General features: G+C 32.4%; 21 protein-coding genes. 2 read left to right on the top strand and 19 right to left on the bottom strand.

The features are described 5' to 3' along the window. The 19 genes from QGM60_RS02000 to QGM60_RS02090 all read right to left on the bottom strand — a co-directional run bounded on the left by QGM60_RS02000 (position 1) and on the right by QGM60_RS02090 (position 17,446). Positions 1 to 1,245, bottom strand: coding sequence for a hypothetical protein (locus QGM60_RS02000; RefSeq protein WP_281138557.1), 1,245 nt, complete (start codon positions 1,243 to 1,245; stop codon positions 1 to 3). Further along, entirely contained in the window at positions 1,245 to 2,432 is a 1,188-nt protein-coding gene (locus QGM60_RS02005) for a hypothetical protein (RefSeq protein WP_281138558.1), read from the bottom strand. Before QGM60_RS02005 ends, QGM60_RS02000 begins: the two co-directional genes overlap by 1 nt. A 212-nt stretch (positions 2,433 to 2,644) precedes the next feature. Beyond that, positions 2,645 to 3,610 carry a glycosyltransferase family 2 protein gene (locus QGM60_RS02010; protein WP_281138559.1) on the bottom strand — a complete coding sequence of 322 codons (966 nt, stop codon included), beginning with the start codon at positions 3,608 to 3,610 and terminating at the stop codon, positions 2,645 to 2,647. Then, the gene (locus QGM60_RS02015) at positions 3,607 to 4,347 is read right to left on the bottom strand and encodes an acyltransferase (RefSeq protein WP_281138560.1); all 741 of its coding nucleotides are present in this window, start codon (positions 4,345 to 4,347) and stop codon (positions 3,607 to 3,609) included. Before QGM60_RS02015 ends, QGM60_RS02010 begins: the two co-directional genes overlap by 4 nt. Before the next feature lie 6 nt (positions 4,348 to 4,353). After that, positions 4,354 to 5,226 carry a glycosyltransferase family 2 protein gene (locus tag QGM60_RS02020; protein ID WP_281138561.1) on the bottom strand — a complete coding sequence of 291 codons (873 nt, stop codon included), beginning with the start codon at positions 5,224 to 5,226 and terminating at the stop codon, positions 4,354 to 4,356. A 2-nt stretch (positions 5,227 to 5,228) separates the two neighbouring features. Further along, a complete protein-coding gene (locus tag QGM60_RS02025; protein ID WP_281138562.1) occupies positions 5,229 to 6,026 on the bottom strand; it encodes a sulfotransferase family 2 domain-containing protein in 798 nt (265 codons plus the stop codon). 45 nt (positions 6,027 to 6,071) lie between these two features. Next, the gene (locus QGM60_RS02030; protein WP_281138563.1) at positions 6,072 to 6,857 is read right to left on the bottom strand and encodes a hypothetical protein; all 786 of its coding nucleotides are present in this window, start codon (positions 6,855 to 6,857) and stop codon (positions 6,072 to 6,074) included. 22 nt (positions 6,858 to 6,879) lie between these two features. Next, positions 6,880 to 7,893, bottom strand: coding sequence for a glycosyltransferase family 2 protein (locus tag QGM60_RS02035; protein WP_281138564.1), 1,014 nt, complete (start codon positions 7,891 to 7,893; stop codon positions 6,880 to 6,882). A 2-nt stretch (positions 7,894 to 7,895) separates the two neighbouring features. Beyond that, positions 7,896 to 9,014, bottom strand: a complete 1,119-nt coding sequence (locus QGM60_RS02040) for a glycosyltransferase (RefSeq protein WP_281138565.1) — start codon at positions 9,012 to 9,014, stop codon at positions 7,896 to 7,898. Continuing rightward, the gene (locus tag QGM60_RS02045) at positions 9,011 to 9,817 is read right to left on the bottom strand and encodes a glycosyltransferase family 2 protein (protein WP_281138566.1); all 807 of its coding nucleotides are present in this window, start codon (positions 9,815 to 9,817) and stop codon (positions 9,011 to 9,013) included. Before QGM60_RS02045 ends, QGM60_RS02040 begins: the two co-directional genes overlap by 4 nt. A gap of 6 nt (positions 9,818 to 9,823) precedes the next feature. Then, entirely contained in the window at positions 9,824 to 10,780 is a 957-nt protein-coding gene (locus tag QGM60_RS02050) for a sulfotransferase (RefSeq protein ID WP_281138567.1), read from the bottom strand. Continuing rightward, entirely contained in the window at positions 10,770 to 11,255 is a 486-nt protein-coding gene (locus tag QGM60_RS02055; RefSeq protein ID WP_281138568.1) for a hypothetical protein, read from the bottom strand. Before QGM60_RS02055 ends, QGM60_RS02050 begins: the two co-directional genes overlap by 11 nt. A 7-nt stretch (positions 11,256 to 11,262) precedes the next feature. Continuing rightward, positions 11,263 to 12,531 (bottom strand): ABC transporter ATP-binding protein, encoded by a 1,269-nt coding sequence (locus tag QGM60_RS02060; RefSeq protein WP_281138569.1) that lies wholly within the window; start codon positions 12,529 to 12,531, stop codon positions 11,263 to 11,265. A gap of 1 nt (position 12,532) precedes the next feature. Then, positions 12,533 to 13,390: an ABC transporter permease gene (locus tag QGM60_RS02065; RefSeq protein WP_281138570.1), complete on the bottom strand. Its 858-nt coding sequence runs from the start codon at positions 13,388 to 13,390 to the stop codon at positions 12,533 to 12,535. Positions 13,391 to 13,431: 41 nt separating this feature from the next. Then, positions 13,432 to 14,223, bottom strand: a complete 792-nt coding sequence (gene cysQ / locus QGM60_RS02070) for a 3'(2'),5'-bisphosphate nucleotidase CysQ (RefSeq protein ID WP_281138571.1) — start codon at positions 14,221 to 14,223, stop codon at positions 13,432 to 13,434. A gap of 7 nt (positions 14,224 to 14,230) precedes the next feature. Continuing rightward, on the bottom strand, positions 14,231 to 15,487 hold the full coding sequence (locus tag QGM60_RS02075; RefSeq protein WP_281138572.1) for a GTP-binding protein: 1,257 nt from the start codon (positions 15,485 to 15,487) through the stop codon (positions 14,231 to 14,233). 21 nt (positions 15,488 to 15,508) lie between these two features. Beyond that, a complete protein-coding gene (cysD, locus tag QGM60_RS02080; RefSeq protein WP_281138573.1) occupies positions 15,509 to 16,414 on the bottom strand; it encodes a sulfate adenylyltransferase subunit CysD in 906 nt (301 codons plus the stop codon). Beyond that, a complete protein-coding gene (cysC, locus tag QGM60_RS02085) occupies positions 16,407 to 17,009 on the bottom strand; it encodes an adenylyl-sulfate kinase (RefSeq protein ID WP_281138574.1) in 603 nt (200 codons plus the stop codon). Before cysC ends, cysD begins: the two co-directional genes overlap by 8 nt. Continuing rightward, positions 17,006 to 17,446: a DUF2061 domain-containing protein gene (locus tag QGM60_RS02090; RefSeq protein WP_281138575.1), complete on the bottom strand. Its 441-nt coding sequence runs from the start codon at positions 17,444 to 17,446 to the stop codon at positions 17,006 to 17,008. Before QGM60_RS02090 ends, cysC begins: the two co-directional genes overlap by 4 nt. 431 nt (positions 17,447 to 17,877) lie before the next feature. Between QGM60_RS02090 and QGM60_RS02095 the strand changes: the two genes are divergently transcribed. Both QGM60_RS02095 and QGM60_RS02100 read left to right on the top strand, forming a co-directional pair. After that, positions 17,878 to 21,456, top strand: coding sequence for a T9SS type A sorting domain-containing protein (locus QGM60_RS02095; protein WP_281138576.1), 3,579 nt, complete (start codon positions 17,878 to 17,880; stop codon positions 21,454 to 21,456). 343 nt (positions 21,457 to 21,799) lie between these two features. Then, positions 21,800 to 26,053 carry a choice-of-anchor J domain-containing protein gene (locus tag QGM60_RS02100; RefSeq protein WP_281138577.1) on the top strand — a complete coding sequence of 1,418 codons (4,254 nt, stop codon included), beginning with the start codon at positions 21,800 to 21,802 and terminating at the stop codon, positions 26,051 to 26,053. The last annotated feature ends 288 nt before the right edge of the window (positions 26,054 to 26,341 follow it).

The following is a 26,341-nucleotide window of genomic DNA, read 5'->3' on the forward strand; positions in this document are numbered from 1 at the left end:
CTAATTTAACAACACTTTATCCATTGCTTCTGCTAATACCTTAGCAGATTGTTTAGATGTATATTTATCTAAAGGCTGTAAATTTAGAGTCCAATCATCTATTTGCTGAAAAGACTTTAGAATGTGTTCTACACCAATTTCAATTTCATTTTTAGTAAATCCGTTTTTATAAGGGAATAAAAACCTTTCAGCATTGCATTGCCTAATCACTTCAACTGCTGAGCTATCATTATGCAACATAGAAAACAAAGGTCTATTACTTAATAAGCATTGAAATGTTTTTGATGCGGTATAATGTTGTTCTGTACTACCAAATAACAACACCTTATCTGCTTTGGATAAAAAATTTAAAATGTGTAGAAATGGATATCGCTCTCTATTTTCAAAAACAATATCATCTATTCCTTTATCCTTAGCATATGATGTAATTCTCTTTGCAGGATACATTCCTGTACCTACAAAGTATAATCTAATTTTATCGTCCCAATCTCCTTCTTTTCTTAGTTTAGCAATCACCTCAAAGAACGATTCTACAAAGAGATGTGAATTAGGTAAGAATGCACCTGCATAAACCCATGGTTTACAATCTGGTTGGTTGTCCCAAGGGTATTGAATATCGTTGAGGTGAATTTTATGATCATTTGGATCGAAACCGTATGGCATTCCTGCATGTACTGGTTTTACCTTAAAGTTTCTGTCCAACACAGACTGATAATAAGGTGTAGATACACCTGTTATCAAAGCAGCTTTTTTAACCGCAAAAGGTTCAAGTGTTTTTGCCACAACCTGACTTAATTTGGCTCTTAAGTTATTTTGATTGGTTATGTCCCTTACCCATGGGTCTATATAGTCTATACCATAAGGGATTTTAGTTTTATTATATAATAACCTTCCTAGAATAGCAGTGTAAAATGATGGTATGGGAATCCATATAAAATCTATTTTACGTTCTTTGCAAATTCTGAGAGCTTCTTTTTTTAGGAAAGGAAAAGCTCTTAGACCAATATCACCAACAATTCGTGGTTTAAAAACCTTGTAAGCTTTGGTAAAAACAACTTCGATATCTTCTGAAGCTGTCTTTTCCATTAAAGGATCTAACCTCTCTTCATAATATTCTGATTTTACAGTTAGCAATAATGGCTTCCAACCAAAACCTTTTAAATAATTACCTATTAATCGTGGTCTTTGAACACCTGCTAGATTAGCAGGAACCCAATGTGGGTATATAATAAGAACTGTATTCATTAAAATATTTCTAAAAGTTTAGTTTGTTCCTCTTCCCATGAAAACTGACGTGCACTATTCCATCTATTTATTTTAGCTTGATGAATAAATAAGTTCTTATCTATTTTAGATAGTTCATTTGAAAGAGAGCTTTCTATCAATTTTCCTGCTTCAAAATTTATAGACTCTAAAAAATTACGTTGCCCAAAGGTATCAGTTGCCAAAACATACAAACCAGCTTGAACATAGGCTAGAAATTTATTTGTTAAACAAATATTTCTATTATAATCAGCTTTTTCACTCTCTAAAGCCAAACCTATATCCATAGTCCTTAAAAACTCATGAAGATCTGATTGCGACATAACTTCATGAAAGATTACGTTTTTTGCAAACACTATATCCTTTACGTACTCTTTATTTACGTTACCAATAAGATGAAACTCAATATCTGAATGAGCTTTGGCTGCACTAAACACCTGCTCTAGTCCCCTATTTGGCCCAATGTACTGGGAAAACCAAACTGTTTTCAGCACGTTCTCTTCTGTCGCTATTGGCTTTATAAAATCATCTCTTTTAAATGCATTAATAATGGTCAATTGGTACACATCTTTAGATATACTATACTTTTTTTTACACTCTAAAGCTATACCTTCTGATGCATAAGTAATAGTATTTGCTTCATTAAAACTATACTGCATAATCCTATGCCTATTAGTTTTCTCAAGTTTTTCATTAAAATACAAACTTTCCCCTGGATGATAGTCTTCAATATCTAACTGTAGATCTATATCCTGACTTTTTGAAACCCATACAGCAGGATAAAATGCACCTAAGTTATGTGCCACAATTCTCTTAAACTCTATATCTCTAGATAATTGCTTAACTACATTTAATAGTTGTGCTGTCTTATCATTACTTGCAAATGCACAAACCTTGTAATTGTTTTTATAAAAAGGATTGATTCTTATAGCTACCTTATGTTTTATTTTAGAAACAATAGTTGATAAAAACTTTTGTTTCCTATCAATTTCAATAAAGTTAACTTCTTTATTGTCTGACTTGATTTTCTCTGAAAGCTCCAAACTCCAATCATGATGTTTATAGCATACTACAGTACACACATAATTTGATTTTAAACTTTCAAATTCTTTAACTAAACGAGGGTTTGAAGCGATACTAGAAGTAGTTATAAAAAGTAGTTGCTCCATTTGATTTTTTTACAACATAAGCACAGACTTTATTTCTTTAAGAAGAAGTTTTATCTACAAAATCTGTTTTCATAATTTGTCGTTGTAAATATCTCAAATTATTATTTATATGACAAACATTATTCCTTTTAGAATTACATTTTATATTCATAACAAGGTAATTCTAAATATTATTTTAAATCCCGAACAAATATTGAGTTTTGATTAATAATCTATAATTTATGCACCCAATAAGATATAATTTTTGCAATTTTCCAGCCAAAAATTTTTTTAAAAAACTCTATTACATTACCTCCTAATACTGGTAAATAATCTATCTGAGCTAAATCTTTAGAGCGACTTAATACCATAGACGACAGATCTTTAAACTCTGGAAAAGCATCAATAGCAATAAGCTTGTATTGTAAAGCCATGGCATTTTTATAAGCTTGCGTTGTTTCTAAACCTTTAAATTGTGCTGACTTGGATTCTAAAGCCGTAATTTGACTTTCTAAATGCTTCCTTTTTTTTTGATTAGCTATATTCTTACCATTAATATGTTTTCGATAATAATTAAAAACATTTGGAGTAAAAATAATTTTCTCAGCCCTTGTTGCTACTCTACAAAAAAATTCACCATCTTGGTCTTTGCTTAAATCTTCATTCCAAGGTCCTGAATCTTTTATTAAAGATTTAGGAGTTAACCAAGCACTGGTTTGAATCATATTATGATGCTCTCCATCGGCACCATATAAATTTAAAAGCAGTTCTTTAGGATTATCTGTTGTATATAAAAATGCTCTATCAGTTATTTTACCCGTATGAAAACTCTCATAAAAATGTTTAGTACTGCATACTGTTATACTTTTAGAGTTTCTTTCTAATTGTGCAAGTTGGTTCTGAATTTTATCCTCACTTATTAGATCATCAGCATCCAAAAATTGTATATAATCACCAACTGCCAAATCTAAGCCATAGTTTCTCGCAGCACAAGCTCCTTTACCTCTATTCTTAACAACCCTTATATTATCTGAAGCATACTCTTTTGCTAATTCATAAGAACCGTCCTCTGAACCATCATCTACAATTATAATCTCCCAGTTTTTATAAGATTGATCAATAATAGATTTTATTGTTTCCTCAAAAAATGAAACAGAATTGTATAATGGAATTATAATCGAGACCTTTATATTATTCATATATTTTTAATAAGCTTAGCAGGAACACCACCGTATATAGCATTGGGCTGAGTCGATTTTGTTACTACAGATCCTGCAGCAATAATGCACCTCTCCCCTATAGTCACTCCTGGCAAAATAGTAACACCTGAACCTACCCAAGCTCCATCACAAATTCTTATAGGCTTTTTAATCAAACCTCCCTTCCAAGCTGCTACGTTTTTATCTGAATAAATATGGTCATGTGTATATAGTGTACTATTTGGACCTATAGCAACTGTATCGCCAATGATTACATCATCAACAAGGTCAATTATCGTGTAGTCTCCAATATTAGTATCATTTCCAATGACTAATTTTCCTGATTTTTCTGGCTCTCTAGCAAATATTGAGCAATATGTTTCAATACTTACATTATCACCTATGACCCAATCACTTTTAACATAAAGCCTAGCGTTTCTACCTAATTTGAAATTTTGCCCAGTTACTAAACTAAAATTAGTGTCAATAATTATAGTTGCATCATCTTCCGTTATGCACTTGTTTCCTATGGTTAGTTTTGCACTTTTACCTATTCCGAAATTAGTCATCCTTCCAAGGACAGCATTGTTTCCTATATTTATTTTTCCTTGACCTTCAACTTTAATAGGAAAGGTGATTTTTGGTGATTTCCCAAAACTAATATTGTTAAGCTTGTAAAACCAAAACAGTTTTCTTAATACCTTTTCTTTTAAATATTTTGCGTAACTGAAAATCATAATACTTTAACTAATAACCGAATTTAATATAGAAAAAAGGGTTACATTTTTACTTTCTTTATAAAGTTGAAAACTTTTTTTAAATGAATGATGCTTAGCTGCTGACAAAACAGCTCTACTCTGTTTTTTATAATTAAGCTCTAGAGCCTTATCTGCTTCCTTTGCAGATAAAGGACAACTATTACTTTTAAGCATTTCTTCTGAAAGCAATAAATATTTAAAAGGCACATAGGGATCTGTTCTATTATCATTCATTTGCTGATCGTCATGCTCTCTATACCAAACCAAACCTTGAGGCATCAAGACTACATTTTTGCTTTTTGATAGTATATGCCACATCTCAAAATCTCCAAGGTGCTGTTTTCCCGTAAAACCACCTACTTCGTCAAAATCTACTTTTTTTATAATAGCAGAGAGAGGTGCTTTATGAAAAATTGGAAACTCAAAATAGTGCCTATAATAAGCCTCTCTTGGACCTAACATAAATGGGTATATATTTTGTTTATCTTGACTTAGTGAGCACAAACCATAAGCAGACTCGGGGAATTTTTCCATATAAAAAACCAATTGTTCTAAGCCAAAAGGGTAAATTATATCATCTGCATCTAAATATTTTAAATATTTCCCATTAGCGTACCTTGCTGCTTGGTTTCTGTTTGGATAGTCCCCTAAGTTGACATCATTAATATGAATCTTAATTCTAGTATCTTTCTGAGCATAAGATTTTGCAATAGCTACAGAATTATCCTTAGATTGATCATCTACTATAATTAATTCCCAGTTTTTATAAGTAGAGGCAATAACACTTTCTATTGCTTCCGCAATATATTTTTCCCTATTATATACTGTCATTAATACAGATACCAATGGCTTTTCCATAATTATAAAATATTTCTCATTTTAGTATAGGAATTGTGTGCTTTTTGAAAATATTTTAAACGTGTTAAATACGTCTTATATTCTTTAAGGTCTGTTTTACTATGATCATTTTCTACAATCGACTTGTACTTTTGGTATAATTTAATATCATATTGATTTATGTCCTCTATAAGCTTTATTGTATCTGAATCAAAAGTAATTGAATCAAGTTCATTCTTAGTAGAGATATTTAAGGAATTATAATACGGATAATATTTCCAGTCTACTTTCTGATATATTTGAAACAAACTCTCATTAAACATCTCTTGGATTCCAACATACATAAAGTCTTTCGAAATATTAGATTCTGCCTCTTTAAAAATCAATTCCATATTCAAATCATTTCGAAATTTTTGTCCTGATATCCACGCTGTTTGCATATTAGAAAACCCATAAACTTTATTATTCTTTATAAGTTTATACAAACTCTTTTCTTTTTGAAACTCTCTATATATGTATGATTTAGGCATTCTTAAATACTGTCTAATATGAGATTTCACTCGGTCAATAGGGTCTCTAAGAAAAGTTACATACCTATAATCTCCTTCGATATTCATATAATTATGGATACCATAATGATAATGCCCTTTAAGCACCTTAAAATCTTTCGGCTCTATATCACCATTTTTATATTTTTCTTGTAATTCAACAAACTTAATGTTGTCCCAAGGATGTATTTCTTTTTTAGAATATTGAAGTTTTAGTAAGATATCAAGTGAAGTTCCTGCAGTTTTTGGTATATGTAAAAAAAATAATCGCATTACTATAAAATTTCTTTTTTCTTTAGTTAAAACCTGTTATTCTAACTATAGTGATTGAAACAAGCTTTCAATTTCATCATAATTTTTAATAGTATTTCTTAAATCAGGAGCATTCATCTTCTTAATATTAGCCTTTACAGAATAACTATCAACTCCTAAAAAAGAAAATATTCTGTCACAAACGGCTTGATGATTTTCTGACACTAATAAATCTTTTTCGTATGATACTTTTATATGAGGTATATTTTCAAGGCATTCTTTTTCCATATTGGTAAATTTTCTACGCCATAATACTGATTTTTTGAATTGAGTTGGGTCAATATATAGCTCTTTATCTTTCTTATTTTGAATATCTTCTGATTTATCTACAAACCATTTACCCAAACTAAATGCTTTGAACGACGATACATTATGTGCTAATTCATCCTCACGATGTAAAAAAATAAACTTCCATCCTTTTCTATGTAAATCTTCTAAAAGCCCCTTAACATTACTGATTTTTTGATCTGTATACAATTGGTAAATCTTAACTTTAAAACCATAAATTGATACATCTTTAGTCTCTGGCTTTCTTGAATTACTCTCAATGTATTTGTTTGGAGACAAAAAAATAGGAGACTTTTTATTTCCGAATATTTCTTGGTCGCAAAAAATTTTTGGATGTTGATTTATTAATTTTGTTAATAAAGTACTACCTGTTCTACCTTGGCCGAACACAATGAATTTAACTTTCTTTTCTGTGTTAGGGTTTTTATGATGTCTGTAGTGATATCTTTGAGAAAAAATCGATTTTAATCCGTTTTCTTTAATTAAATAATATAGTCTTCTCACTCTAAATTTTTATACTTCTATTTTAATATTTGGCTCTGTAGTTCTGTTTAAATTTCCTAAAATAATAAGGTTTCCAAAAATTTAGACATCTTAATAGAATTCTGTTGCATGTTTTTAGATTTTTCTTTCTTAGGTAATACATCATTTTAACAACAACACCCCAATTTTTATTAATGTTTGAAGCAAATAATCTATTAGTCTCTTCAAAGGTATTAATAATATCTATATCTGATGTATTTCTTAATACCGCTAGAGTGTCTCTAACCAAATACTTATGCAACTCATATTCCTGAACATCATTTAGCTTTGGTAGTATCTTTTTTATCAAGGGGATTCTATTGAAATATGATTTTATCGAGTAATGCCCCTCACTTATACGATGTTTATCAACAGCATCTCTCCTTATAAAATAATCAGGCTTTCCATCTATTTTTTTGTATCTCGGATTTTGAAGTAGCGCATGGACGTGAAACTCCCAGTCCTGAGAACTTTTAGCTTCTTCATCAAACCTTAGACTACTATTTATTAAATAGCTACGTTTCCATAAGGGTCCTGTTGTTTGCCAAACGACGTCTCCTCTGAGAAATCGGTTAAGATCATTCTCTTGAGTAAATTTATTCCACAGTCTATCAGAATCATCTATACTTTCAGTGAAAAAGGCACCTTGAAAAATCAAAAAATCGTAATCTTTAGATTCATTAATTGAATTCACTCTATTATGTAATGTTTCCTTTTGCAGAATATCGTCCGAATCTAAAAACACAACATAATCACCTTTAGCTTTTTCTAAACCTAAATTTCTACAAACAGGTGCGCCTTTTTTAGTTGTGAAATCCGATCTTAAATAATAATTTATCTGAGAAGAGGCTTTGCACACTTCCTGCATAAAACTATTGGTACCATCTGTTGAACCGTCATCTACAACAATAACTTCCCAGTTTTGGTATTTTTGATGCTTTATAGAATTTAAGGTTTCTAATAAAACGTTTTTTCTATTGTAGGTTGGAATTACTATTGAAATTAGCGGGTAACTCATGACTAATGAACAAGAGATTTAAAAAAATTAAACTCTTGTTCTTCAGAAAACTTAATTTTAACAAGATTATGTCCCTCTTCACCATGCTTTTGCAATAATAAAGCGCTTCTATAATACCCTAAAAAAGCATTGGCATGCTGCTGAATATTAAATGGCTCAATGAGATAGCCTGTTTTTTTATCAACAATAATTTCGTTAACGCCACCTACACTACCTGTTATAATAGGTATACCATAACTCATTGCCTCTATGAGTGTAACACCAAAAGCCTCTTCTTGCCCTGTAAGCAATCCTTTACAATTATGTGCTGTAAAAATACTTGCCTTTTGCATTAAGGCTTTTACTTTTTCTGAATTTACACTTCCTAAGATTTGTATTCTATCTTGATATTTTGATTTTATCTTTAGAAGTTCTACTGTTGTTCGAAGGGCTCCATCACCTGCAATTATAAGTTCTCCTTCTAAGCCCTGTTCGCAAGCTAACTCAAAAGCGTTTATTACTATATCTGCTCCTTTAAAATCTACAAGCCTACCTACATATAGTATGGTAAATTTATTTGGCAGAGGTCTTTTTTCATTTTCTTGAATACCAAAATATTTGGTTAAAACTCTATTTTCTGGAATCTTAATATCTAATAGTTTTTCCTTAGTACATTTTGAATTTGCTATAAAAAAAGCATGTTTTGAAAGCTTTAAAACCTTGGAAACGTAATCTGAACTAAAATGTTTTCTATTAGGATTAGTATGTGAGCGTAAATCCCAAGTAACATCATAACCATGACAATGTATATAAATCTTTTTTTGTGTTTGTTTTATAACATCATAAAAGCCCAAAGCAAAGTCTATATAATGAAACAATACTACGGAAGAGCTACTTTTTGTTAAAATACGCTCTAAGCGTTTTTTAATAACTTTTTTATAATCTTGCTTTTTTACTGAATTGTACAAACGATAAGATAACTCAGCTCTTGGGTCTATGGATGTTACAGGAATACCTGCAAATTTCTTTTGCTCGTAATAATCAACAACTACAATACTTTCTACTAGCGGTGAAATGAGCGCTAATTGTCTAGTAAGCCATGATTCGGATACAATATTAAGTTGTCTTACCACTACAATCATATCATCCTAAGATTTGGGTATAAGATTAACAATAGCTTTGCTATTAATCTTCTACTTGCATTATGAAAAGGTAATTTACTTAGTTTGGGGTTAAGTATATATTTTCTAATAGCTTTCTGTTCTTTGTCTGAATAATATGTATTTCTAATTTTTGGGATTTCGCCCGCACTATATTTGCTAAAGTGGGTTTCACTAAGTCCACCTTCTTCATAATAAGCTACTAAAAGATTTATTTTTTTAATACTAACACCTTTAAATATGGTTCTTAAAAACCAATCGTAATCGGCTTTAATTTTATAAGATAAATTGAAACCACCCAGTGTATCAAACACCTTTTTTTTACAGAATATGGCTTGGTGGCATATCATTTTTTGGTAAAGACTAATTTTTTCTACTTGAAAATCCGTAATACGCTCTTCTTTGGTATTAGGATTAACATAGATAACATCTCCATAAATAATATCGGTAGGCTTAACCTCTATAGCTTTTGCTACATTTTTTAATGTGTTTTTATCATAAAACAAGTCTCCTGAGTTTAAAAAAAATACATACTCGCCACTTGCCTGCAGTAATCCCTTATTCATAGCATCATACACCCCTTTATCAGGTTCACTTATACTATGATGTATCTTAGCCTTATGATTCTCAATAATAGTTGTACTTCCATCATTACTACCACCATCAATAACAATATATTCGTAATCCTTGAAGGTTTGACAGATAACACTTTGCATAGATTTTTGCAAACCTGATGCATCGTTATAATTTATGGTTATAATAGAAAAAAGAGCGTTTTTTTTCATTTTTAATTATTTCCTAAATTTACCCAAGTGTCTTAAAATTGAATACTTTATTAGTTTTATTTTAGGAGGTTCATGTTCTAAAAAATTCCATTCAGATTTTTGTAAAAAAACATCGAACAAAAAAGTGTCTTTTATTTTAAGTATTGGTAATTCATATTCGCCATATTCTCTAAGAAAATTTGGTTTTAGATAGTTTAAATATCCTTTTAAAAACTCTGACCAATATTTATCTTGTAATAAGTAATCCCAATTCTCAATAGATCCTTTATTAGGCTCCGAGTGTGTTTTAATTCCGGTAGGATCTCCAAGACGTCCTAAAAACTTCTTGTTTTCAGAATAATCTAAAATATTTTCATTGTAGTCTAATCCAACCCAATTATAGATACTTTTTAAATGAATTGAAGGATCTTTAACTAAATCTTCATATCTTAAACAATAGACATTTGGATTGTCTTTATTTTTTTTTTGAAAATTGTGTATAATAAAAGGAGCATTTAAAACATCCCTTTTAAAATCTAAAAGTTTGTCAATATCCCTAACTCGCCATGTTTTAATTATGGATTTCAAAACAGATAATGGATGCCTTTTCAAAATAATGATTTTACTATTTGGAAAATACTCTAGTATTTCATCAAGTATTTCATAATATCTTGGTGTTTTATCTAAGACATACTTTTCATTATTCTTAATAATTTTATGGTACTGCTTTAGAATAAAATCTGCCATATCAGTTTTAAAACTGTTATGGTTTGTTTTATCTAAAAATTCACTTATACCTTTAATTGCTAGTTGCTGTTGGTATTTAGCATCAATTAAATCTTTACGATTATAACTTAAAAATGGCAATAACAACCATGGCTCACTAACTGTTCCAACTAATTCATTGTTAGATAATAAAGCTTGTAATAAAGTTGAACCACTTCTTGGTTGAGAAGCTATAAAGATTAAGTTATTATCTGTCATCACTTTTTATATGTCTCAGAATTTTAGCAGGATTCCCAGCAACAATAGTAAATGGCTCAACATCATCTACGACTACACTCCCAGCTGCAACAACTGAATTTTTACCAATTTTACAGGGTCCAAGTACAATAGAATTACTTGCTATCCAAGCACCATGATCTATAATTATATCTCTTCCTTCTTTAGGATAGTCTTCAACCCTGTCTTTTCCGAAAACTCGGTAATTGTGAGTTCCTGTTATCAAAGAAACATTTTTACCAAAGAAAACATAATCACCTATAAAAATTTTTCCTGAATTTGTATTAGCAAAATAATTATTTGGGTAGGCATTATCTGATATAATCAATCGCTCTTTAGGACCTATAATTTTCGGCTTCTTAACAATAAATTCATAAATTCTCCTTTCCAAGAACTCATTAAAGAGTTTAGATCCTAATAATCTTTTGACAAAAAGTTTTTCAAAAACCTTATTCATAATTCAGTTATATCCAATTATGATCTATGTAAACTCCTGCTCTTTTTTCTAACTTACTATAACCTGAGTCAAAGAAATCCGCTGCTATTACATCAAAAGAAATTGCTTCTTCAATATAATCATTTAATACACCATCAACTATTAATCCAACATTTATATAATGTCTCCCATTCATAAAAGGCATTCTATCAACAACGCATTTGAAGCTCTGATTTTGTTTATCTAAAATTAGATCCACACCCTTAGTTTGATTATTAAATGCAGTCAAAAATGTTCCATTAGAATTGAAAATTTGTGCACCTAATTGAATAGGTTTATTCAAATAGTCTAAATCATTTGCTTTTATACTGTATTCTATAGTTATACCCTCTCCACTTCGAAAATCATTACTAACTTTAGAATTACTCAACTTCTTTATCTCTAAATTTTCTATTATAACATTTTGACTTCCTTTCCTCTTTTCTGATGAAAATTCTGTTCCTTTTGAAGATTTTGTATATATCTCTAAAGCTTTTGATGTTTCGCCATTGAAAATCAAACCACCATTTTGCAATATTAAAGTTTTTGTACAAAGGGCTTGTATCGTCCCTAGATTATGACTAACAAACAGTACAGTTCTTCCTTGTCCTTCACTAACTTCTTTCATCTTACCAATAGCCTTTTTTTGGAACTCGGCATCGCCTACTGCCAAAACCTCGTCCACTACCAGGATATCTGGTTCTAAATGTGCAGCTACTGCAAAAGCCAAGCGCACATACATCCCTGAGGAGTATCTTTTTACTGGTGTATCTATATATTTAGCACAACCTGCAAAATCAACAATTTCATCAAACTTATCTGCTATTTCTTTCTTGGTCATTCCTAAAATAGCACCATTGAGGTAAATATTTTCTCTTCCTGTTAATTCTGGATGAAAGCCTGTACCTACTTCTAATAGTGACGCTATTCTACCATGACAAGTTATCTTTCCTGTAGATGGAGCTGTAACTCTGCTTAGTAATTTAAGTAAGGTAGATTTTCCGGCACCATTTTTTCCTATTATACCTAAAATCTCACCTGGTTGAACTTCAAAATTTATATCCTTTAGCGCCCACACATAATCTGAACCACCTTTTGAAGTTCTATCATTTACATCTCCAACCTTAAGATACGGATCCTCTTTGCCTCTAACCTTATACCACCAGCGGTTAATATCATGAGACAAAGTACCAGTACCTACAGCACCCAATCTATATTGTTTTCCTAAATTTTCAATTTTTATAATTGGCTTATTCATACTATACTGTATCCATAAAAGTTTTTTCAACCTTATTAAAGGTCAATGTTCCTATTAGTAAAAAAACAATCATTGTAAAAAAACTGTATCCTAAATTAACCCAACTGAATTCACCTACACCTGTAAAAGCATACCTAAATGTTTCTATAATAGCACTCATTGGGTTTGCCAAAACAAGCATTTTTAGATTTTCATTATCTATTTCGCTCAATGGATATATTATTGGTGTAGCATACATAGCTAATTGTACAGAAAAAGCAATTAAGAATCTAAAATCTCTATACTTTGTTGTTAGTGCCGTAATAAGTAAACCTAAGCCTAAAGCTAAACCTGCTGTGATAAGAATGAGGACAGGTATTAAAAGCAAAGATACATTCGGGTTAATATTTGCATCTGTAAAAAATACATAGTAGAAATAAACGATTAAGAATAATACAAATTGCACTCCAAAAGTTAAGAGTTTAGAAACAACAATAGATAATGGTGAAATCACCCTTGGGAAGTATACTTTACCGAAAATTTTGGCATTAGCTATAAAGGTTTCTGAAGTGGTCTTTAGAGCTTCGGAAAAATAATTCCAACTTACTATTCCTGCTAAATAAAATATTGGTTGAGGAAGTCCATCGGTACTCATTTTTGCTATACCACCAAACACTACCATAAACATTATAGTTGTTAGGATGGGCTGTACAAAAAACCACAAGGGCCCAAAAATAGTTTGTTTATAAACTGCAACGAAATCTCTTCTTACAAACAAGAATAATAAATCTCTGTATCTCCAAACCTCTTTTAGGTTAAGATCCAAAAGCTTAGTTTTTGGCTCTATAACAAGCTTATAATTCTCTGGAGTTTCACTCATGTATTAAAATATTGTGTGACTAAAATTAAAATTTTTGGTTGTTAATTTTTTACCAAAAACCAATTGTTCAACAACTCTTCTCTATTGTATAACATTGGTGCTTTGGTTTTCCAATCTAACACTGTAAAACCAGCATGCTCGCAAATGGCTTGTCCTGCAGCTGTATCCCATTCCATTGTTGGTGCAAATCTTGGATAGCAGTCCGCTTTCCCTTCGGCTACCATACATAACTTAAGCGAACTACCTTTGGACATTAAGTTAACTTCACCATGTTTTTCTCGCATCTCATTTACATAAGCCTCTGTTTCTGGAGACATATGCGAACGACTTGCAACAACTGTAAAGGTTTTATCTTCCCTATCTAAGGGTAATTTGGAACCTTCTTTAACTAAATCTTCAACTGAATAATTTTGAAGGTCAACGTTTACTTTATAAGAACCATTATCTATTGTAGAAAAGTAAAGCTCACCAAGTGCTGGTACAAACACAACACCTAGTTGTGTTATTTGGTTATCAATAAGCGCAATGTTTACAGTAAATTCCCCATTACGTTTTATAAATTCTTTGGTACCATCTATAGGGTCTACAATCCAAAGTTGCTTCCAATCTTTTCGTTCTTCATAAGGTATTTCCTTACCTTCTTCAGACAATACTGGAATGTCAGTCGCTTTTAAGTGTGCTACAATGATATTGTGAGATGCTATATCAGCTTTTGTTAAAGGAGAATCGTCACCTTTCAACTCAACACCAAAATCATCAGAATTATAAATTTCTAAAATCGCTTTTCCGGCTTCTAGTGCTGCCTCAATGGCAATATTTAAATGTTCTTTCATAGCCAACTTATATAATCATTCCAGCTCCAATAGTTTCATTGGTTTGCTCGTCTATGATGATTATACTTCCGGTTTGGCGATTTTTTTTGTAGGCATCAAAGAATACAGGTTTTGCTGTTCTTATAGACATACGTACAATATCATTCATTTCCACCTTATCTATACCTTCGATTCTGTGTAGAGTGTTGATATCTATTTTGTATTTCAATTCTTTAACCATGGCCATACACTCATTCGTTGTATGTTTAACAACAACTTTTGTACGCGCTTGCATTGGTTTTGAACTCATCCAGGTTACCAAGGCTTCTAAATCCTGCCCAACTTCTGGAACATTATTTTCTCTAACAATCATATCGCCACGACTGTTATCGATTTCGTCCTCCAAGGTCATGGTTACAGACATTGGCGCAAAAGCCTCTTCAATCTGTTCGCCATCTAGTTCAATGGTCTTTATAGTCGATACAAATCCTGATGGTAATGACTTTACTTTATCTCCTGGTTTAAATACTCCACCATCAATTCTACCTGCAAAACCTCTGTAGTCCTGATTTTCTAAAGTATGAGGACGAATAACCGACTGAATAGGAAAACGACAATCTACCAAGTTATGATCACTTGAAATATGAACCGTTTCTAAATGGTACATCAAGGTACTTCCTTTGTACCAATCCATATTTTCGGAACGATTTACCACGTTATCTCCTTTCAAAGCTGAAATAGGAATAAACTGAATATCGTTAATAGCTAACTTAGAAGAGAAGGCATTAAAATCCTTTACAATTTTATCATAAACCTCTTCACTATAATCGACTAAGTCCATTTTATTCACACACACAATAGCATGTGGAATTCGCAATAATGATGCAATAAACGCATGACGATGTGTTTGCTCTAACATTCCTTTACGTGCATCAATAAGTATAATTGCTAGGTTAGCAGTTGATGCACCTGTTACCATATTACGCGTATATTGAATATGACCTGGCGTATCTGCAATGATAAATTTACGTTTTGGAGTAGCGAAATAACGGTAAGCTACATCAATAGTAATCCCTTGCTCACGCTCAGATTTTAAACCATCTGTAAGTAAGGATAAATCCACATAATCAAAACCTTTACTTTTACTCGACTCTTCTACAGCTTCTAATTGATCTTGAAAAATCGATTTACTATCGTATAATAAACGTCCTATAAGTGTACTTTTTCCATCATCTACACTTCCAGCTGTTGTAAATCTTAATAATTCTATATCTTGATATTCCATTCTTTCTTATTCTAAATAATATTAAAAGTAACCTTGTTTTTTACGATCTTCCATAGCTGTTTCAGCACGTTTATCATCTGCTCTACCTCCACGTTCCGTAGTACGTGTTGTCGCGATTTCTTCAATAATTTTCTGAAGATTATCAGCTTCAGATTCTACAGCACCTGTAATTGGCATATCTCCACAAGTACGGTAACGAATAGTCATATTAACCACTTCTTCACCTTCTTTTAAAGTTATAAATTCTGAGTTGGCTAATATCACACCGTCTCTAACCACACAATCACGTTGGTGAGAGAAATATAAAGATGGCAAATCAATATTCTCTAGTTTTATGTATTCCCAAACATCCATTTCTGTCCAGTTTGAAATTGGAAACACTCTAAAATGCTCACCGTAATTCTTTCTACCATTAAAAAGGTTCCAAAGTTCAGGACGTTGGTTTTTAGGATCCCATTGTCCAAACTCATCTCTATGAGAAAAGAAACGTTCTTTGGCACGTGCTTTTTCTTCATCACGTCTTGCTCCACCCATAGCTGCATCAATTTTATGATCTTCTAGTGTATCTAAAAGCGATACAATTTGAAGTGAATTACGCGACGCATCAGCACCAGTTTCTTCCTTAACACGTCCTTTATCAATAGCTTCTTGCACAGATCCAACGATAAGTTTTACTCCTAAGCGCTCTACCAAAGCATCTCTAAAAGCTATAGTTTCAGGAAAATTGTGACCAGTATCGATGTGGATTAATGGAAAAGGGATTTTTGCAGGATAAAACGCTTTCTTAGCTAAATGCGTTAATAAAATAGAATCCTTTCCGCCTGAAAACAATAATGCCGGATTTTCAAACTGCGCAGCAATCTCTCTTATGACGAAAATAGCTTCGGATTCTAGTTCTCTTAAATGATTAATTACGTAATTACTCATATGATGTATTTAATTTTTCTACTATAAAATCAACAATTTGCTTAGTTGATGCTTCTATAGATTGGTCATCGGTTTTTATTTCTAAATCTGGATTTGTTGGTGCTTCATAAGGTGCAGATATCCCAGTCATGTTTTTTATTTCTCCTGCTCTTGCTTTTTTGTATAAACCTTTTACATCTCTACGTTCACATTCTTCTAAAGACGTATTCACGTAGATTTCTATAAAATTCTCTGCACCAACTATTTTTTTAATGTTTTCTCTATCTTTTATATATGGCGACACAAAAGCAGCTAGTGTTACCACACCTGCGTCAACAAATAGGTTTGCAATTTCTGCAATTCTTCTGATATTTTCCGTACGATCTTCTGGAGCAAATGTGAGGTCTTTATTAATACCTTGTCTTATATTATCTCCATCCAAAGTATATGTAGAAATGTTTTGTTTATTCAATTCTACTTCTACGAGGTTTGCTAATGTAGATTTACCAGAACCTGAAAGACCCGTAAACCATAATAGAAAAGATTTGTGCTTGTGTATTTTTTCGCGATCGGCTTTAGCGATCTTGTAGTCATGTCTAACCGTATTTAGACTCATGCTTCTTTTTCATTTTTTAGTTCGTTCAAACGTCTTCTTCTTATTCTTTGATCTAAACCATAATTAATTTGGTACCAAAGTTTTTCGTGACCAAAATACAACAACATTTTGGTAATCACCTCAGCAGCTCCAATTTTTAATCCCGTAAGTGGATTACCTGTAACGAGCCAACCCAACAACATGGTATCCAATGTACCTATACCTCTCCAAGAGAAGGTTTTTAATATATGACGCTTATTAGACGATTTTATTTTAGAATGAAACCACACGCGCTCGTGAAAATAATAGAGCACCATTTTAGTTACAAGCTCAAAAACAGCAATTTTAGACCCTACCGCAAAATCTTCAGAAATAAACCATGACAGCAACAGCGTATCTAATGTTCCAAAAAAACGCCAAGTAATGGTCTTAGCTATGTGTCGTTTACTTAGTTTCAATATTAAAATTTACAAATTAGAATAGCTTTTCTTTAATCTATTAATGACAGAATTTCAACCATTTGGATTTCTACTACTCTTTTTTTTACAAAACTAAAACAAATTGTAAAACTGCCTAGATTCTTACAAAGAATATTATTAAAGTTTAAAAACCATAAAGTCTTATAATACGTAGATTGTATTGTTAATTGAAAACTAACATTAAATTATAAATCTAAAATTACTATTTGTTCAGAATAAAAAAATGGGTTATAACTGAGGTCTACATGGATATAATATTTTTACGTAAGAAAAATCTTTCTTAAAAATACCGTTTATCTAAGATTTTTTATCATAAAATATATTACCTTTGAGCCATCCTAAACTTACTGAAACCCCTTACTTATCAATAAGATAATGTTGGTAATTTTAGATAAAACAAAATTTAAAATATGAAAAAACACTTACTTTTTTGCTTGTTGACACTCTTCATTTCTATTGTTTATAGTCAATCTACAATTGTCACAATAGACCAGTCTAATGTTATAGGTCCTACTGACACAGACAATATACCCTCAATATCATCAGTTGGATTTACAAGAGGGTCTGGTGTATCAATGACAACTAACAGTTCTGCTTTTACTACTGGGTATTGGCCAGTTGGTGGAGATATCTCCACTGCACAATCTGGAAATGATTATATCCAGTGGTCTGTAACTGCCAATTCTACTTTTGAAATTGATTTAGACGAAATTGATATCAAATTAAGAAGAAATATTAACGGCCCAAGTAATTGGCAAATTTTCTACAGTTTAGACAACTTTTCTACTGCAGGAATACCTTTAACGTCTATTCAATCTCTAGCCTCTGGTACAACGACCTCATATAATTTTCCAAGTCTTGGTATATCTTCTGGTAATTCAGGAACTATAACCTTTCGTCTTTATGCTTGGGGAGCTTCTGCCTCACTTGGTTGGTTGAGAATCATATCGGAATCTTCATGGACAGGTTCTTTAGGAATACCTAATCCTGGTGCTCGATTATTAGGATCAGTCTCGACTGCATCTACCAATAGCTTTGATTCTGATATTATAACTTCTACATTTGGTTTGTTTCCAGTTCAGCAAAACATTGATTATACTTCTTATACTGCCACATCAGGGCTTAATTTTTCTAACGCTGTTAACCTAGGTGCATTTACAATAAGAGATGGTGGAGATACTTCTGATGGAGATACAGTTGGCACTACTTTAAGCTCAATTGAATTTGAAGTAATAAATAGTGAGAACATAGCTACACTAGCAATTTTAGATTTATCTACTTTTACAATAGTCTCTGAAATCGATTCGGTTACAGATTTTACCACTTTTAGTGAATTGAACTTAAGTGCTGAAGACGGTGGAACAAGACAGTTTCTAGTATTAGGATCTTTCAAAACAACAGTAACAGATAATGAACAAGTACAACTTATTATAAATACCGTAGAATCCCCAGCTTCCGGAAGCTCTCTTTTTGCACAGGCCAATGCAGGTGGATCTGCAACTTCAATAACAGGAGATGACAACCGTATTGAAGTTACGGCAAGTCAATTTATTTTTGATCAGCAACCAACAGACGGAAACCAATATGAGGTAATGGTTCCTTTCCCAACTATTTTAGCAGTAGATTCTAATTTAAACTTAGATGTAGATTCCAATATTGCTGATTTAACTTTAACTGCATCACCTAGCGGTAGCATTATTGCAGAAAATTACTCTATGACAAATGGTTTTGCTACATTTGATAATGTTGTATTTTCTGACACAGAAAGCAATATCACATTAGTCGCAACAGGAAATTCAATTTCGGGAACTAGTGCTTCATTTAATATTAATGGTCCATTAGTAAACATCATAGAACAAAATTTTGACTCCACTACCAATTGGTCATACACAAGTGACACAGCATTCTTTGGAACAGTTTCTGATTGGGGAAACCCTATCGGTTATTTTGGAGAAATAGCATTAGCAAACGCTTCACCTTTAGACAATCCTTTATTTGATACAAATATATTTGGTGAAAACGACCTAAACGATGGGACTAATGTTTTTGCTACATTAACATTTGATAACGTTGATATAAGTAATTACTCTAATGTCCGTATTGAATTTGATTGGCAAGTTATAGGGTATGATTATGCAAGCAATGATGTACAATATAGAATTGCCACAAATGGATCAGATTTTAGTGGTAGTTGGGTTTTTGTTTTTGATGGTGATACTGTTACTATTGATGGATCTGGACGTGTGAAAATTGATATTCCTAATGAAACCACAAGTGTTGCACTTCAAATAAGATTAAAAAACAATAGGGATACAGGATATTCTGGTTTTGACAATTTCAGAGTAGTAAGTGAATTTGATGGTCTTATATACACTAACGAAGATGGCTGGGCAAACAATATTGAACCAAACGAAACAACAGGAGCTTTTGATGCTTTAGTCATTGATGGTAACTATGATGTTTCCGGTGATGTACAATTAAATAATCTAATTGTAAATGAAGGTGCTACAACAACTGTTGGTTTTGGACAATCTATGACGCTTATTTCAAGTTTGACGAATCGTGGTAATGTTGAATTAAACTCTATAAGCAACAACTATTCTAGTTTAATTGTTAATGGCACTGTAGAGAATGATATTATATATAATCGTTTTGTGAACCAATTAGCAGCGCCTGGAACTACATCTGGTGATAACGACCTTATTTCACCTCCTGTAACTAATGCTTCTCAAACTTTTTTAGCATTTAGAACTACCAATCCTGATTTAGCATCAGGTACTATAGATGGTCAGCCAGCATTTTTATTCGGCCCATTTGATAATGAAACTAATTCTTATGTTATCTACACACCTGCTGATGATTCTGAAATATTAGAGTCTGGCATAGGCTACAGAACAGCTTCAGATACACCATCTGGATCTACTTTTGAATTTTCTGGCTCTGTGCTAACAGATATCAAATCAATTCCTATTTCTCAGGGTTCATCTAGTATATTTAACCTTATAGGAAACCCTTACCCTTCATACGTTACGCTTTCTGGATTCTTAGCGAGTAACAGTAGTGAATTTGAAGTTGAAACTTCTGGTATATATGGCTATAATGGTAATGCTTCACCTGCAAATCATTACACCATATGGAACCAAGCGTATTCTGATATGAATCCAAATGCTAAAATAGCTCCTGGACAAGGGTTCTATGTATCGTCTAAACCTGAAGGTGGAACTATAACTTTTGACCCTTCTATGCGAACTAATGGTACAAGCGACGACTTTATAGCGGGAAGATCTTCTTCTGAACAAAATTTAGCTTTTGTTAAGCTAAAACTTTCAAAAGAAAATAATTTCTATAGTACCGATCTTTATTTTAACAACAACGCTTCGTTAGGTCTGGATAATGGTTATGACACAGCAATGTTTGGTAACGTAACACCTAGCTTCGCACTTTATTCTCATCTTGTTGAAAATAATACAGGTAAAGATATGGCTGTACAAACAGTTAGTTTTACGGATTTGAACAATGTTACTATTCCTTTAGGAGTTAACCTTGCGCAAGGAGAACAAGCTACAATCAGTATCGCTGAGGAAATTGTACCTGATGATGCTACTATTATATTAGAAGACAATATAACTAACACGTTCACAAACTTAAAAGATGGTGATTACACATTTACACCATCCACAACTTTAACAGAAACTGGTCGTTTTTACATACATATGTCTCGCGAATCACTTAGCACGACAGAAAACATATTGAATGGATTAGAAATTTATACGGAATCTAATCCTAAAACTATAACTATTAAAGGTCAGTTAGATAGTAACACAACCTTTAACCTTTACGATATACAAGGTCGTTTGGTAAATTCTCAAGCATTAACTACCAAAAGTAACGAACAGAGAATAGATGTTTCTGATCTAACATCTGGTGTTTATGTAGTACAATTACAAAATACAACAAGTAATAGAACTCAAAAAGTGATTTTAAGATAGTAAAATCACAACTCTCAACAATTATAAGCGCATCCTTAACAGATGCGCTTTTTTATTTTATATAACTGAATAGAATTATTCATTTCTCAAAAACTTATCCTTAAAATTCACAACTTAACAAAAAGTAAACATAGGTAATGGAAACTTAACCTTATTTAACGTGAGAAAATTCTCTGTTTACTATATTTGTCACCCCCTTGTAATCAAACACTTAGCCTAGATTTTACATATTTAAGACAAAGAACATTTAACTAATGTTGTTTAGTAATATTTTGTAGCTTTTTTCTTAAAAGGTCTCATTCTGAATATTTTAATCAGCATGCTAAAATTAACTTAATTGCATATGAAAAATTTTTACAGCTTCTTATTTGCACTTTTAATAAGTGGTTTAGGCTTTGGGCAAGTAATTGAAAACTTTGACTTCAATTTTGGAACTTCTTATAGTAACTATGTTCATAATGACTTTCAAATCATTAATGGCCTTAGCGAAAGCTCATCTAATTCTTTGGGTTCAACCGGGAGATCGGTTAGGCTAAGAAACTCAGGAAGTCCAAGCCTAGAATATATTGGACCAGACGGTAATGGATTAGACGGCGGGGTAGGTACTATATCTTTTTGGTACAGGCATTGGGACGGGAGCCCTGCCATATCTACAATAAATATTGAGTATAGCATTGATAATGGCAATTATATAAATATAGGAACTATAAATAATTTTAGCAGCACTACATATTCTCAATTTTCTTATACATTAAATAACACTTCTGAAAATATTAAAGTCAGAATAACTTCTTCTGGTGAAGAACGTTTCATAATAGATCAATTTGAGATTACAGCACCTACTAGTGGCCCCAGTAATCCAGACACTTTCTCTGCTTCACCAAGCTCTTCAACACAGATAGATTTAGCTTACGATGATAATACCAGTGAAGATAACGTTATCATTCTATTTAACACTGACAATGCATTTACAACTCCTAGTGGTGCACCAACAGCTGTTGGGACTTCTTTTGCTGGCGGAACGATTTTAGTGAACAGCAATGGCACAGGCACATACAATCATACTGGATTATCCGAAAACACTACCTATTATTATATGGCTTACTCTTATGATGGAGCTGAATATTCAACAGGTTTAAGTGGTGAGGCTACTACTCCATGTTCAGCAATTTCTTCATTTCCTTTTACTGAAGGGTTTGAAAGCGGAGTACCTCCAACATGTTGGACATCTTACAGAGGAACAAACAATGAAGGGACATCTGAAGATTGGACTTCTAGTTCTGATGCTAATTCTGGTTCAGTAGCAGCCGTTGTATCTGATGAAAACGCAGGTGTGGAAACGGAGGATTGGCTTGTTACTTCTCCCTTAGACTTATCTGTATTATCTAATACCACATTGAGCTTTTATTCTAAAAATTCATATGATAATGATTACGGAACAGAATACTCTATAAGGGTATCAACTACCTCACAAACTGATCACGGAAGTTTTAGTGTAGTAGAAACTTATACTGAAACTGACTTTAATAATGTTGCTTACACACAACAGATTGTTGACTTAAGTGCTTATGATGGACAAACCATATACATTGCTTTTGTACAAACCCAAAACTGGGGTGATTCATGGTATTTGGACGATATTGAAGTATATGAAGCCATAAGCTCAGATAATGATTCTGAAGTTTATGAGTCAAGCCCACAGATAAGCGCCACTAGTATAGTTGCCGCAGATGTAACCACAAGCGGTTCTTCAGAAGATGTTTTTAGTTTTATAATTGAAGATTTTGGAACATCCGACGGCTTACCAACAAATGTAACTACTATGCGCTTTGTACCAGGTGCAAATAACTCTACAGACTGGAGTAATGCTATCGCTGGAATTACTCTGTATGATGAGAACCTTGTAGACTATACACCTTTTACAACCATTACAGATACAGAAATTATCTTGAATTTTGCTTCACCGATTGTTATCGCTAATGGCACAGCTTTAGAGTTTTTCTTAGGGATTTATTTAAACACAACTAATATCATAGATAACTCAGTAATTCAAGTTCAAATAAATGAAAGCTCTAGTGGATTTTCATCTGATAATTCTGGTTCTGGATTCTCAGATCCATTCCTTCTTGGTGATATTATTGGAAACAACATTACTATCGATGTAGAAGCAACTGAGATCATTTTTTCAGAGCAACCAACTGAGACCATTGTTAACGAAATAATGGACTCTGTTTCCATTACAGCTGTTGACACTAATGGTAATGTTGATTTGGGGTACACCTCTGACATTTCTGTAACTTCAACTGGTACTTTAAGCAGCACTCCTGTTACTGTAGCTGCGGCAAATGGAGTAGCTACTTTTTCAAACTTAACACATACTGCAACAGGAACCGCTTTAACACTTACGGCTTCCGATGACTTATTTACAGATGTTGTAAGTGAAGCTTTTAATATTATTGAAGTTCCTGTAGGCGCTACCGATTTATTTATATCAGAATACATTGAAGGTTCAGCAAGTAATAAATATATAGAAATATACAATGGCACAGGTGCAAATGTAATTCTAACGGATTATTCTGTTGAACTCTATTCAAATGGAGCTACGTCACCTACCAATACAGAAGATTTCACATCTGGTTTTCCTTCTACTTTAGCTGATGGAGAAGTGATAGTATTAAGAAACAACTCCGCAAACATACATGGTTCTCTAACTACATATACCTCTACAGTTGTTAACTTTAATGGTAATGATGCTATTGTTTTAAAACATAACGGAACAATAATAGATATATTTGGTAATATTGGCTGTGATCCTGGAAGCTATTGGAGTGGCAGTAGCAACACTACCCAAGATGAGACTTTAATTAGAAACTCAAATATCTGTGGTGGCATATTAAATGATTCGGGTTCAAATTGTCCTTTCTCTACTTTGGATAGTGAATGGACCAGTTTTCCACAAGATGACGTAAGCAATTTAGGTGTTCATACTGCAAATTGTGGCCCAACCACATACACCTATAATGACGGAGTATGGTCACCAAGTAATCCTGATGGCACTTCTACGGCATCAGAAAATATTGTTATAGAATCTGGTAATGCTACAATTTCTTCAGACACAAACATAAATTCTATCACTGTAAATCCAGGCGCAGGTTTAACCATAGATAGTGAAGTTATATTAACTGTGAACGACGTCTTACTTTTAGAATCAACCTCAACGAGTTACTCTAGTTTAATTGTGAATGGTACCGTAACTGGTACGGTTAATTATTCTCGTTATATAAACAGTGCTGCTGAATCAGGAACAACAACTGGAGATAATGATTTAATTAGCGCTCCACTAACGGGACAAACTTTCGGTGATTTCAAAACCGCCAACCCTAACATACTATCAGGTACTATTGGAGATGTTGGTCCTTACTATTTATTTGGTCCCTTTGATACTTCTAATAATGAATATGTGCTTTATTACGATACTGATAACGATGCTTCTACTCTAGATGCTGGAGTAGGTTACAGAACAGGCTCTAATGGAGGTGGTCCATACACTTTTACTGGTAATGTTGAAACTACGGATGTTACGGTTTCTATCCAAAACGAAACACAAAGCAACTGGAACTTAATCGGAAACCCTTACCCTTCTTACATTTCACTAAGTGACTTCTTAACAGAAAACTCATCTCTATTTGACACCTATAGTTCTGGTGTTTATGGTTATAATGGAGCAGATTCCAACCCTTGGGTGGTATGGAATAATGCCTATGCGTTAGCAAACCCTGGTGCTGTTATTGCACCTGGTCAAGGGTTTTATGTATCATCTCTAAACGAAAATAGCATGGTAACTTTTAACTCAACATCTAGAACTTTTGGTAGTACTGATGATTTCATCGCTGGTAGAAGTACTGAAACTGTAAGTAACATAACCTTATCGTTGAGTAATAACTCATCATCATTCTCCACCGATTTTTATTTTACTGAGTTCTCTACTCAAGGTCTTGACCCTGGTTATGATTCTAGTCTTTACTCAAGCACAATACCTTCTTTCGCAATTTATTCACATCTTGTGACTGACAATACAGGTATTCCTATGGCTATACAATCTTTAGGTGAAACAGATTACAATAATGTTACTATACCTTTGGGTGTAAACGCTAATCAAGGAGAGCAGATTACATTTAGCATTACAACAAATACAATACCTGCTAATATTGATATTTATTTAGAAGATACCGTTGAAAACACCTCAACATTACTGACCTATGGAGATTATACCTTAACTCCTAACACAACACTTAATGGCACAGGTCGATTCTTCTTAAATTTTGTTAATTCTACACTATCTACAATAAATAATGATTTAGAAACTCTTAATATTTATACTAATCAAGGTGATGACACCATTGTTATCCAAGGTCAATTAACGAAAAAAACCACTGTAAACATTTATGATATACAGGGTAGAATAATACAAACTACTCAACTATTAAACACTAAAAATTCCCAAAGTATAGATGCTAGCAGTTTAAGTAACGGTGTGTATATTGTTGAACTCAACAATAATTCACAAACTAAAACTCAAAAAGTAATTTTAAGATAAAAGAATTTAATAAAAAGTCCATGATAAGAAAAGAGTACTATAAATTGGTGCTCTTTTTTTACTTAAAATTATCTCATAATTTTTTACTAGTATAAATAAGGGTGATATTTTTCAGTTATGAACAACAATTAACTGTTACAGTTATTCCCTTTTATACTATGACAAAGAGTAGAAAAGTAAAACATATACCTAATAAAACTTCCGTTGTAAAATATTAGAGACCTTAGAGAAAAGATAATACGTTTAAACTTTTTTTAATAAAAAACCCTATCTTTAAACAAGTTAAGA

Source organism: Winogradskyella sp. SYSU M77433, from assembly GCF_029911945.1.
Taxonomy (GTDB): Bacteria; Bacteroidota; Bacteroidia; order Flavobacteriales; family Flavobacteriaceae; genus Winogradskyella.